General features: G+C 43.6%; 10 protein-coding genes. 8 read left to right on the top strand and 2 right to left on the bottom strand.

Annotation, left to right across the window (positions count from 1 at the left end; genetic code table 11):
* Positions 1 to 88 precede the first annotated feature (88 nt).
* The 6 genes from rpsA to DXB58_RS08735 all read left to right on the top strand — a co-directional run bounded on the left by rpsA (position 89) and on the right by DXB58_RS08735 (position 6,139).
* Positions 89 to 1,891: a 30S ribosomal protein S1 gene (gene rpsA, locus DXB58_RS08760; protein ID WP_004301842.1), complete on the top strand. Its 1,803-nt coding sequence runs from the start codon at positions 89 to 91 to the stop codon at positions 1,889 to 1,891.
* Positions 1,892 to 2,170: 279 nt separating this feature from the next.
* The gene (locus DXB58_RS08755; RefSeq protein ID WP_122136569.1) at positions 2,171 to 3,109 is read left to right on the top strand and encodes a ribonuclease Z; all 939 of its coding nucleotides are present in this window, start codon (positions 2,171 to 2,173) and stop codon (positions 3,107 to 3,109) included.
* On the top strand, positions 3,099 to 4,640 hold the full coding sequence (locus DXB58_RS08750) for a L,D-transpeptidase family protein (RefSeq protein WP_233527263.1): 1,542 nt from the start codon (positions 3,099 to 3,101) through the stop codon (positions 4,638 to 4,640). Before DXB58_RS08755 ends, DXB58_RS08750 begins: the two co-directional genes overlap by 11 nt.
* 24 nt (positions 4,641 to 4,664) lie before the next feature.
* Positions 4,665 to 5,216 carry an RNA polymerase sigma factor gene (locus DXB58_RS08745; RefSeq protein WP_004304634.1) on the top strand — a complete coding sequence of 184 codons (552 nt, stop codon included), beginning with the start codon at positions 4,665 to 4,667 and terminating at the stop codon, positions 5,214 to 5,216.
* Between the two features lie 47 nt (positions 5,217 to 5,263).
* Positions 5,264 to 5,644, top strand: a complete 381-nt coding sequence (locus DXB58_RS08740) for a hypothetical protein (protein ID WP_122136567.1) — start codon at positions 5,264 to 5,266, stop codon at positions 5,642 to 5,644.
* 27 nt (positions 5,645 to 5,671) lie between these two features.
* Positions 5,672 to 6,139, top strand: a complete 468-nt coding sequence (locus DXB58_RS08735) for a hypothetical protein (RefSeq protein ID WP_122136566.1) — start codon at positions 5,672 to 5,674, stop codon at positions 6,137 to 6,139.
* A gap of 106 nt (positions 6,140 to 6,245) precedes the next feature.
* Here the strand turns inward: DXB58_RS08735 and mazG are convergent, their stop codons facing one another.
* Together mazG and DXB58_RS08725 are read right to left on the bottom strand one after the other, a co-directional pair.
* Positions 6,246 to 7,034 carry a nucleoside triphosphate pyrophosphohydrolase gene (gene mazG / locus DXB58_RS08730; RefSeq protein ID WP_008775510.1) on the bottom strand — a complete coding sequence of 263 codons (789 nt, stop codon included), beginning with the start codon at positions 7,032 to 7,034 and terminating at the stop codon, positions 6,246 to 6,248.
* A 12-nt stretch (positions 7,035 to 7,046) separates the two neighbouring features.
* Positions 7,047 to 8,102, bottom strand: a complete 1,056-nt coding sequence (locus DXB58_RS08725) for a DUF3810 domain-containing protein (RefSeq protein WP_122136565.1) — start codon at positions 8,100 to 8,102, stop codon at positions 7,047 to 7,049.
* 140 nt (positions 8,103 to 8,242) lie between these two features.
* On the opposite strand from DXB58_RS08725, the gene DXB58_RS08715 reads away from it, so the two are divergent.
* Both DXB58_RS08715 and DXB58_RS08710 read left to right on the top strand, forming a co-directional pair.
* Positions 8,243 to 8,881, top strand: a complete 639-nt coding sequence (locus DXB58_RS08715; RefSeq protein ID WP_122136563.1) for a hypothetical protein — start codon at positions 8,243 to 8,245, stop codon at positions 8,879 to 8,881.
* Between the two features lie 65 nt (positions 8,882 to 8,946).
* On the top strand, positions 8,947 to 11,583 hold the full coding sequence (locus DXB58_RS08710) for a valine--tRNA ligase (RefSeq protein ID WP_122136562.1): 2,637 nt from the start codon (positions 8,947 to 8,949) through the stop codon (positions 11,581 to 11,583).
* The last annotated feature ends 28 nt before the right edge of the window (positions 11,584 to 11,611 follow it).

Here is an 11,611-nt window from a genome sequence, read left to right as displayed (position 1 = left end):
CAATCAAGAAAATATTCCTACCTTTGCGCCCGATTTATAGATAATATAATGTCTTATTTAATTAAAGTATTAAACAATTTATTTATTAATGGAAAACTTAAAGAACGTAGCTCCTATTGAAGATTTCAACTGGGATGCTTATGAAAATGGCGAAACAGTAACCAACGTTAGCCACGATGAACTGGAAAAAGCTTACGACGGTACGCTTAACAAAGTGAACGACCGTGAGGTTGTTGACGGAACCGTAATCGCAATGAACAAGCGTGAAGTAGTTGTGAACATCGGTTACAAATCAGACGGTATCATCCCATTGAATGAGTTCCGTTACAATCCGGATCTGAAGATCGGTGATACAGTAGAAGTATACATCGAAAATCAGGAAGACAAAAAAGGACAGCTCGTTCTGTCACACAGAAAAGCCCGCGCTACTCGTTCTTGGGATCGCGTTAACGCTGCTCTGGAAAATGAAGAAATTATCAAGGGTTACATCAAGTGCCGCACTAAGGGTGGTATGATCGTAGACGTATTCGGAATCGAAGCATTCTTGCCGGGTTCTCAGATCGACGTTAAACCGATCCGCGACTATGATGTATTCGTTGGCAAAACAATGGAATTCAAAGTGGTTAAAATCAACCAGGAATTCAAAAACGTTGTTGTATCTCACAAGGCTCTTATCGAAGCTGAACTGGAACAACAGAAGAAAGAAATTATCGGTAAACTTGAAAAAGGACAGGTTCTTGAAGGAACTGTTAAAAATATCACATCTTACGGTGTATTCATCGACCTTGGTGGCGTAGACGGTTTGATCCACATCACTGACCTTTCTTGGGGACGTGTTAGCGATCCGAAAGAAGTGGTTGAACTGGATCAGAAGCTCAACGTTGTTATCCTTGACTTCGATGACGAAAAGAAACGTATCGCTCTTGGTTTGAAACAACTGACTCCGCACCCATGGGATGCTCTTGACACTGACTTGAAGGTAGGTGACAAGGTGAAAGGTAAAGTGGTTGTTATGGCTGACTACGGTGCATTCATCGAAATCGCTCCGGGCGTAGAAGGTTTGATCCACGTTTCAGAAATGTCTTGGAGCCAACACCTGCGTTCTGCACAAGATTTCATGAAGGTAGGTGACGAAGTAGAAGCTGTTGTGCTGACACTTGACCGCGAAGAACGTAAGATGTCTTTGGGTATCAAACAACTGAAACAAGATCCATGGGAAACTATCGAAGAAAAGTATCCTGTAGGTTCTAAGCATACTGCAAAAGTTCGTAACTTCACTAACTTCGGTGTATTCGTAGAAATCGAAGAAGGTGTTGACGGCTTGATCCACATCTCTGACCTTTCTTGGACTAAGAAAGTAAAACACCCATCAGAATTTACTCAGATTGGTGCTGACATCGAAGTTCAGGTATTGGAAATCGACAAAGAAAACCGTCGTTTGAGCCTTGGCCACAAACAACTCGAAGAAAATCCTTGGGATGTATTCGAAACTGTGTTCACCGTAGGTTCTGTACACGAAGGTACAATCATCGAAATGTTGGATAAGGGTGCTGTTGTAGCTCTTCCTTACGGTGTAGAAGGTTTCGCAACTCCGAAACACCTTGTAAAAGAAGACGGCTCACAAGCACAGTTGGATGAGAAACTTGAATTCAAAGTGATCGAGTTCAACAAAGACGCTAAGAGAATCATCCTGTCTCACAGCCGTATCTTCGAAGATGTAGCTAAGGCTGAAGAAAGAGCAGAAAAGAAAGCTGCTTCTGGTGCTAAGAAGTCATCTTCTAGCAACAAGAGAGAAGATTCTCCGATGATCCAGAACCAGGCTGCTTCAACTACGCTGGGCGATATCGACGCTCTTGCTGCATTGAAAGAACAGTTGGAAGGAAAGAAATAATCTGAATAGAATATTTTCCAATGAAAGGCGCTCCCGATATCGGGGCGCCTTTTTTAATTCACCACAGAGGACACGGAGGACGCAGAGGGTAGGGAGGATATAGAGGACAGGGAAGGATATGGAGAATACAGAGGATGTGAAGGATTGATTTAACAAACTAACGATGGTGATATATTTATATAAACTTATCCTCTGCGTCCTCCGTGTCCTCTGTGGTGAATAGAAAAAAAGTTTCTTCCTTTGCAAGATTAAATGTGAAATGTCCTATCTTTGCATACCATGGAAAAATTCGAGTTACATATATTGGGATGCGGCTCCGCTTTGCCTACCACGCGACATTTTGCGACCTCTCAAGTCGTGAATTTGCGTGAAAAGCTTTTTATGATTGATTGTGGTGAAGGGGCACAGATGCAGTTGCGCCGTTCCCGACTGAAATTTTCCCGGTTGAACCATATCTTTATCTCTCATTTACATGGTGACCACTGTTTCGGATTACTGGGATTGATCTCTACATTTGGATTATTGGGGAGGACTGCCGATTTGCATATCCATTCTCCACGGGGATTAGAAGAACTGTTTGCACCGATGCTCGCTTTCTTTTGCAAGACTCTGACCTACAAAGTGTTCTTTCACGAATTCGAAACGAAGGAGCCGATGCTCATTTACGATGACCGCTCCGTGACTGTGACGACGATTCCCCTGAAACACCGTATTCCCTGTTGTGGTTTCCTTTTTGAAGAAAAACAGCGTCCTAATCATATCATCAGAGACATGGTAGACTTTTATAAAGTCCCGGTCTATGAACTGAACCGCATCAAGAACGGAGCGGATTTTGTAACTCCCGAAGGAGAAGTAATACCCAATTTACGTTTAACCCGCCCTTCGGCTCCGGCGCGTAAATATGCTTATTGTTCCGATACAATCTATCGTCCGTCCCTTGCTGAACAAATTAAAAATGTAGATTTGCTTTTCCATGAGGCCACCTTTGCACAGACCGAGCGGGCACGCGCCAAGGAAACTTATCATACCACTGCTGCACAAGCTGCGCAACTTGCTTTGGATGCCAATGTGAGACAACTGGTGATCGGACATTTTTCCGCCCGTTATGAAGATGAATCTGTCTTACTTCATGAAGCGTCCGCCATTTTCCCACAAACCATTTTAGCGAAAGAAAATTTGTGTATTGACGTTGATGGAGGGACTGTCTATGAAAAGTAGTAGACTGCTCTGGGGAGTAATCATCCTGCTCTTCGGTTGCCTGGCAGCCTGTAAAAAAGAGAAACCTCAATCTCCGATACCGGATTCTTTGTCTTCCCTCCGGGAACTGTTTCATCCTGCTTATCAAATAAATGCAGACAGCATTCATCAGATGATTCGTATTGGTCTGAACGAAAATCCGGTAACTCCCTGGGATTCGGTTTTGCTGGCGCATTATCAGGAAAAGGATGAATTCTTTTGGCTGAACGATTCTCTCATATCCGATAAACCTGCCGTACAGGTAGCGGACTCGATGTTATTCTGGTTAGGAAACATTTCACAACATGGAGTTAATCCGAATCTGTATCCTGTTGATAGCATCCGTGAGGAATTGCAGCAGATACGAACCTTGAAGCTGCGCGAAGGGAAGACGATGAACCGTCTGCTGGCAGACGTGGAATATCAGTTGACAGCCGCCTATCTTTCGTATGTGTGTCAATTGAAATTCGGATTCCTGCCTGCGGAGCGCAGATGGAATGATTCGATCAACCGTATTCCTTTGAAACAATGTGATGTGAAGTTTGCAATGGCCGCTCTCGACTCTTTGCGTGCAAATCCTAACGCCGCTTTTCGTCGGGCGCAACCCTCTTCTCCGCTTTATCATAAGATGCAGGAAGAACTGGTTCGTGTGAATGGCTGGGGAGCGACAGATACTACGGATTATTATCGCGACCGCCTATTGGTAAACATGGAGCGGGCACGTTGGCAGTATGCATTGGATAAAGGACGGAAATATGTGATAGCCAATGTGGCGGCATTTATGTTGCAGGCCGTCAACGAAGAAACGGATTCTATCCTGGAGATGCGTATTTGTGTGGGGAGTGTGAAGAATAAAACTCCTCTGTTGTCAAGCAGGATTTATTATATGGAACTGAATCCCTATTGGAATGTGCCTCAAAGCATTATCCGCAAAGAGATTATCCCTACTTACCGCAGAGATACGACGTATTTTACCCGTAACCGCATGAAGGTGTACGATAAGAATGGACTCCAGGTAGATCCTCACAGTATTAAATGGGCGAAGTATATAGGGAAGGGCGTACCTTATACGGTGAAACAGGATAATAAAACGGGAAATTCTCTGGGACGTATCATCTTCCGTTTTCCCAATCCTCATTCCGTATATCTGCATGATACTCCGTCACGGTGGGCTTTTACACGGAATAATCGTGCGGTGAGCCACGGTTGCGTCCGTCTTCAAAAAGCACTCGACTTCGCGTTCTTCCTGTTGAAAGAGCCGGATGAATTGTTGGAAGACCGTATTCGTATTGCAATGGATATCAAGCCGGTGAGTGAAGAAGGAAAGAAGCTGCCCATCAGTGCGGCTTATCGTGAATTGAAACATTATAGTTTGGAACAATATATACCTTTATTTATAGATTATCAGACGGTTTATCTGTCTGCCGATAATAATTTGAGGTATTGTGAGGACATTTATAAATATGATCCGTCCTTACTAGAGGCGATGAATAACCTGAATTTGAAACCATAAATAAACATACAGATACGAGAGATTATGATCCCTTATAACGAACGCGAAGTTCTGAAACTCCTTCAGGAGGAGAGTACACAGCGGAAAGGATTTGAAATGATTGTGGGGCAGTATAGCGAGCAATTGTATTGGCAAATCCGCCGGATGGTACTGTCGCATGAGGATGCGAACGATCTCCTGCAAAACACTTTCATCAAGGCATGGACGAATATCGATTATTTCCGTGCCGAGGCGAAGCTGTCGACCTGGCTCTATCGCATCGCGCTGAATGAGTGTCTTACCTTTCTGAATAAGCAGCGTGCCATGACTACCGTGGATATTGACGATCCCGAAGCAGTAGTTGTGCAAAAGCTGGAAAGTGACGCCTACTTCTCGGGCGACAAGATACAGATGTGCTTGCAAAAAGCCTTGCAGACTTTGCCCGAAAAGCAGCGTATGGTGTTCAACCTGAAATACTATCAGGAAATGAAGTACGAAGAGATGTCGGAAATCTTCGGCACGTCGGTCGGTGCATTGAAAGCATCTTATCATCATGCGGTGAAGAAAATTGAGAAGTTTTTAGAAGAAATAGATTAAACCTTTTAAATGAGACACTGTCTAATGAAAAGAGAGGAGAAAAACGTATGAAAGAAGAAGATATTTTATTGAAGAAGCTTGGAAAGGAAAATTCCTTCAAAGTGCCCGATGGTTACTTTGAGAACCTGACTTCGGAGGTAATGAATAAACTTCCTGAAAAAGAGAAAGTTGCTTTTAAGGAAGAGCCTGGCAGCACATGGACAAGACTGAAACCATTGCTCTATATGGCAGCTATGTTTGTAGGGGCGGCCTTGATTATCCGGGTGGCGTCAACAGACCATAAACCTGCTACAGCAGATGATGTAGCGGTGACAGAAGTGGATACTGAAGTAGTCGTATCTGACGAAATGATTGATGTAGCAGTGGATCGTGCCATGCTGGATGATTATTCGTTATATGTTTATTTGAGTGACGCAAGTGTAGAATGATTTATAAAAACTGATTGAATACAGAAAATGAGAAAACTTATCGCATGGATCGTTTTGTTATGTGGCTTTATGCCTGTTCTTTGGGCTGCTGATGGATGTGATCAGCACTTATCCCGGGAGGAGTTCAGGGCAAAACAAAAAGCTTTCATTATCGAACAGGCTGGATTGAATAAAGAAGAAGCAGCCAAGTTCTTTCCCGTTTATTTTGAACTCCAGGATAAAAAGAAGAAACTGAATGATGAGTCATGGGATTTGATGCGCAAAGGCAAGGATGATAAAACGACGGAAGCTCAATATGCAGAAATCAACGAGAAAGTAGCCAACAACCGTATTGCTGCCGACCAGCTTGATAAAACTTATTTGGGTAAGTTTAAAAAGATTCTTTCAAGCAAGAAGATTTTTCTCGTGCAACGTGCAGAGATGCGTTTTCACCGCGAAATGATAAAAGGTATGAATCGTAGCAAAGACAAGGGAGACGATTCAAAGAAGAAATAAAGAAAAACAGAGCGTCTGATTCGTATGAACAGACGCTCTATTTGAGTAAAATGAAGGCTCTATTCCCACCGGATAGAGCCTCTGTTTTTTTATGCCGGTAAGGAAGTTACAGTCCTTTTTTCTTTGCTTCATTCCAAATGGCATCCATCTCTTCGAGAGACATATCTTTCAGACTTTTTCCTTCCTTGATGGTGTGCTCTTCCAGATAATTGAAACGGCGGATAAACTTCTGGTTGGTAAGTTCCAGTGCATTATCGGGGTTGATTTTATAAAGGCGTGCCGCATTGATGAGGCTGAACATCACGTCGCCGAATTCAGCTTCTGCCTTCTCTTTATCCATGTTGGCCACTTCTTCCTGAAACTCACCTATTTCTTCTTTCACTTTATCCCAAACCTGTTCCCGTTCTTCCCAGTCGAAGCCTACATTGCGGGCTTTGTCCTGAATACGGTAAGCCTTGATAAGCGAGGGCAGGGCAGCGGGCACACCGCTCAATACACTCTTGTTTCCATCTTTCTCTTTGAGTTTCAACTGTTCCCAATTCTCGGAAACTTGTCCGGCTGTCTCTGCTTTCACCTCTCCGAACACATGCGGATGGCGGAAAATCAGCTTATCGCACAACTTGTCGCAAACATCTTTGATGTCAAAATCTCCTGTTTCAGAGCCTATCTTGGCATAGAAAGCGACGTGCAATAATACGTCTCCCAATTCTTTGCAGATCTCTTTCTTGTCATCCCTCATCAGGGCATCACAAAGTTCGTAAGTCTCTTCTATGGTGTTGGGACGCAGACTTTCATTCGTCTGTTTACGGTCCCAGGGACATTTAACACGCAGTTCGTCGAGAATGTCCAGGAAGCGTCCGAAGGCTTCCATCTGTTCTTGTCTGGTATGTGACATAAATCTATCTATTTAATTCATTTTTTTCCATTCCTGGTAAGAAATCAACAACCCTACTACTTCCGAGTAATTCTGGCGTCCGCTTTCTATCTTGTTTCCTTTCAGGTAAAGATCGTATATCCAATCCTGTACGGCTCCCACTACCGGGCTATACTTGGCAGCCCAATAGGCTTGATTATTCTTGGCTAATTCAATAATTTCCGGTCGGATGCGTTGAAAGAGTTTTGCATATTCTTCTTCTGAAAGTAATCTTTTTGCATTCCCCAATACATGCCCCAGTACAGAGAAATATCCGGAGAAACGGATACCCATCGCCTGTGAACGGGTGCAAACCTGATAAGCATAGAAATTGGCTTCCGCTTCGCTGGTGATACCTAACAGGTGGGCTAGTTCATGAGCATAAGTGGCGGGGTAGTTGGTGGGAAGCAAATCTCCGTTAAGGGTGAATTCGCAGAAGAAAGGCCCCATGCTACCGGTTACTCCTACCATGGAAATGAATGGAGTAAACAACATGGTCTTTACTCTCGGATGATCGTGAGGAGGTCGGTGTACGCCCAGACTATCACTTAACTGATTATAGATTCGTACGGTTTCTTCCTGTATCAAATCCTGGTTGATACTATTTACAGGGGTGTACGAACGATTTAATTGGGTGATATAGTCGTCAACGAACTCCTGAAAATTTTCGGGAGTGTAGGCTGTATACGGGATTTCGGTTCGTTGGTAAAAGTTCTTTTGAGAATAATTCAGTCCCCAAGCCAGATAGAACCATACATAAATCCACAACAGATATTCGCCGTCACGCAATAAAATTTTCTTCCAAGGCAACTTTTTACGGAGCCGGGCATAAATAGGGTAAATAATCACGCCTGCGATACTAAGGAAGATAAATAAGTCTCCTATCGCAAAAGGAAATAAATTGGAAAAAAACGACAAAACGTAAGAGATAAAAGGATAGATTGTTTGCGAATAGATTGTTGCCAGGGCAGGAATCCATTGCGTTAGCCACACCAGGATTAAGATTGCTCCTAAGGCTAAATATCTTATATTTGGCTTCTTTTTCATCATTTGTCTAATATCAGTCAACAAAAATATGCATTAAATAGACGTCGCGCGAAAAAATACCTCTATATTTGCAAAAAATCTGTTAACAATGGCTTTATAACTTCTGTAATAGGGAAAGTCATTCAACATAAACCGGATAGAAGATGGCTACATCAGAAGAAATTGAAAAGTATTGCCGGAATTGCGTATCACGTGATTTCGTGAATGGTAAAGGTCTTGTTTGTAAGCGTACCAGAGAACTTCCTGCTTTTGAAGAAGAATGTGAAAGTTTTGAGAAAGATGAAGAGCTGGAAAGATTAGCCCCTCCCAAGCCGGAAGACTTCCCGGTATCTATGACAGAAGAAGAAATGCTTGCCGAAGAGAATCTCTCCAAAGGAGTGCTGTACGCAGTCGCTGCCTGTATTGTGGGTGCGGTGGCATGGGGACTGATATCTGTTTCTACGGGTCGCCAGATTGGATTTATGCCCATTGCTATCGGGCTTATGGTGGGTTTTTCTATGCGGAAAGGGAAAGGAATACGTCCCATTTTTGGAATTATCGGTGCGGCATTAGCCCTGGTTAGTTGCATCTTGGGAGATTTCTTATCTATTATAGGGTATATTTCCCAAAGTTATGATATGGGCTATTTTGAAGTCCTGACAAGTGCAGACTATGGGGAAATATTTTCTGTTATGTTGAAAAATATGATGTCAATGACTGCTTTTTTCTACGGATTCGCTCTTTATGAGGGATATAAATACTCTTTCCGTGCACAGAAACGCCCCGAGGGTGGCAAGATTTGAATTTAAATTATTAATTTTGCACCCGTTATTTTAGAATATACATTATCATATATACATAAAACAATATGGAATTAGCAAGTAAGTACAATCCCGCTGACGTGGAGGGAAAATGGTACCAGTATTGGCTGGACCATCATTTATTCAGTTCGAAACCCGATGGCCGTGAACCTTACACCATCGTCATTCCACCCCCAAACGTCACCGGTGTGTTGCACATGGGACACATGCTTAATAATACCATTCAGGATATTTTGGTTCGTCGTGCCCGTATGGAAGGCAAGAATGCCTGCTGGGTACCGGGAACTGACCACGCCTCTATCGCTACCGAAGCAAAAGTTGTAAACCGACTTGCTGCTCAAGGCATTAAGAAAACCGACTTGACCCGTGACGAGTTTCTGAAACACGCTTGGGATTGGACAGATGAGCACGGTGGTATTATCCTGAAACAACTCCGTAAACTCGGTGCATCCTGCGACTGGGAACGTACGGCTTTCACTATGGATGAGAAACGTAGCGAAAGCGTAATCAAAGTGTTTGTAGACCTGTTCGAAAAAGGACTGATCTATCGCGGCGTCCGTATGGTAAACTGGGACCCGAAAGCATTGACCGCTCTTTCTGACGAGGAAGTGATCTACAAAGAAGAGCACGGAAAATTATATTATCTCCGCTATAAAGTAGAAGGTGACCCGGAAGGACGCTATGCCGTAGTGGCAACTACCCGCCCTGAAACAATCATGGGTGACACAGCGATGTGTATCAATCCAAACGACCCGAAAAACGAATGGCTGAAAGGCAAGAAAGTGATCGTTCCGCTGGTAAACCGCGCCATCCCTGTGATTGAAGATGATTATGTAGACATCGAATTTGGTACAGGTTGCCTGAAAGTGACTCCGGCTCATGACGTAAACGACTATATGCTGGGCGAAAAGTACAACCTGCCTAGCATTGATATCTTCAACGATAACGGTACATTGAGCGAAGCTGCCGGTATGTATATCGGCATGGATCGTTTCGACGTTCGTAAACAGATAGAGAAAGACCTCGAAGCTGCCGGACTGCTGGACAAGACAGAAGCCTATACAAATAAGGTAGGTTACTCGGAACGTACCAACGTAGTGATCGAACCGAAACTATCTATGCAATGGTTCCTCAAGATGCAGCATTTTGCAGACATGGCATTGCCTCCGGTAATGAACGATGAACTGAAGTTCTATCCTGCAAAATACAAGAATACCTACCGTCACTGGATGGAGAACATCAAAGACTGGTGTATCAGCCGTCAGTTGTGGTGGGGACATCGCATTCCTGCTTACTTCCTCCCGGAGGGCGGTTATGTGGTAGCTGCTACAGCAGAAGAAGCATTGGCAAAAGTGAAAGAGAAAACCGGCAATGCCGCCTTGACAATCGAAGATCTCCGTCAGGATGAAGACTGTCTGGATACCTGGTTCTCTTCCTGGTTGTGGCCTATCTCTTTGTTCGATGGAATCAACAATCCGGGTAACGAAGAAATCAACTATTACTATCCTACCAGCGACCTTGTGACAGGACCGGATATTATCTTCTTCTGGGTAGCCCGTATGATTATGGCAGGCTACGAGTACGAAGGACAGATGCCGTTTAAGAACGTTTACTTCACAGGAATCGTTCGTGATAAACTGGGACGTAAAATGTCCAAGTCACTCGGTAATTCTCCCGACCCATTGGAGTTGATCGAGAAATACGGAGCCGATGGAGTACGTATGGGTATGATGCTTTCTGCTCCTGCCGGAAATGATATTCTTTTCGATGACGCACTTTGCGAACAGGGACGTAACTTCTGCAACAAGATATGGAATGCTTTCCGTCTGATTAAGGGCTGGACAAATGCCAAAGGTACTATTGAGATCCCTACCGATGCGCATCTGGCAGTTCAGTGGTTTGACCAAAGACTGGATGCGGCAGCTGTTGAAGTGGCCGATCTCTTCTCCAAATATCGTTTGAGCGAAGCGTTGATGCTGGTTTACAAACTGTTCTGGGATGAATTCTCTTCTTGGCTGTTGGAAATCGTGAAACCTGCTTATGGACAGCCAGTTAATGGCTTTATTTATAGTATGGTTCTTAGCTCTTTCGAGCGTCTGCTTGAATTGCTGCATCCTTTTATGCCATTTATCACAGAAGAATTGTGGCAACAATTGCGTGAGCGTGAACCGGGTGAAAGTCTGATGGTTACTCAACTGTTTGAACCGGTTGGAGCAAATGAACAGTTTCTGGCAGATTTTGAAGTAGCTAAGGAAATCATCAGTAATGTCCGTAGCATCCGTTTGCAGAAGAACATTGCTCTGAAAGAAGAACTCGAATTGCAGGTTGTAGGCACTCATCCGGTAGAGAAATTGAATCCGGTGATTATCAAGATGTGTAACCTGTCTTCCGTAACAGTGGTAGAAAGCAAATCAGAAGGTGCTTCTTCTTTCATGATAGGAACGACCGAATTTGCCGTGCCATTGGGTAATATGATTGACGTGGAAGCCGAAATCGCCCGTATGGAAGCCGAATTGAAGCATAAAGAAGGATTCTTGCAGGGAGTGATGAAGAAACTTAGCAACGAGAAATTCGTCAATAATGCTCCGGCTGCCGTTCTTGAACTGGAACGTAAGAAGCAAGCCGATGCAGAGAGCATCATTAATTCTTTGAAAGAAAGTATTGCGGCTTTGAAGAAATCATAATCCTTTGATACTTAATTTTATATAATAA

Source organism: Bacteroides sp. OM05-10AA, assembly GCF_003439055.1.
Classification (GTDB): Bacteria; Bacteroidota; Bacteroidia; order Bacteroidales; family Bacteroidaceae; genus Bacteroides; species Bacteroides intestinigallinarum.
This window is presented reverse-complemented; position numbering and strand designations above follow the sequence as displayed.

Coding starts and splice junctions, on each gene's coding strand:
- rpsA (WP_004301842.1), top strand. CDS start 89: ATGGAAAACTTAAAGAACGTAGCTCCTATTGAAGATTTCAACTGGGAT.
- DXB58_RS08755 (WP_122136569.1), top strand. CDS start 2,171: ATGGAAAAATTCGAGTTACATATATTGGGATGCGGCTCCGCTTTGCCT.
- DXB58_RS08750 (WP_233527263.1), top strand. CDS start 3,099: ATGAAAAGTAGTAGACTGCTCTGGGGAGTAATCATCCTGCTCTTCGGT.
- DXB58_RS08745 (WP_004304634.1), top strand. CDS start 4,665: ATGATCCCTTATAACGAACGCGAAGTTCTGAAACTCCTTCAGGAGGAG.
- DXB58_RS08740 (WP_122136567.1), top strand. CDS start 5,264: ATGAAAGAAGAAGATATTTTATTGAAGAAGCTTGGAAAGGAAAATTCC.
- DXB58_RS08735 (WP_122136566.1), top strand. CDS start 5,672: ATGAGAAAACTTATCGCATGGATCGTTTTGTTATGTGGCTTTATGCCT.
- mazG (WP_008775510.1), bottom strand. CDS start 7,034: ATGTCACATACCAGACAAGAACAGATGGAAGCCTTCGGACGCTTCCTG.
- DXB58_RS08725 (WP_122136565.1), bottom strand. CDS start 8,102: ATGATGAAAAAGAAGCCAAATATAAGATATTTAGCCTTAGGAGCAATC.
- DXB58_RS08715 (WP_122136563.1), top strand. CDS start 8,243: ATGGCTACATCAGAAGAAATTGAAAAGTATTGCCGGAATTGCGTATCA.
- DXB58_RS08710 (WP_122136562.1), top strand. CDS start 8,947: ATGGAATTAGCAAGTAAGTACAATCCCGCTGACGTGGAGGGAAAATGG.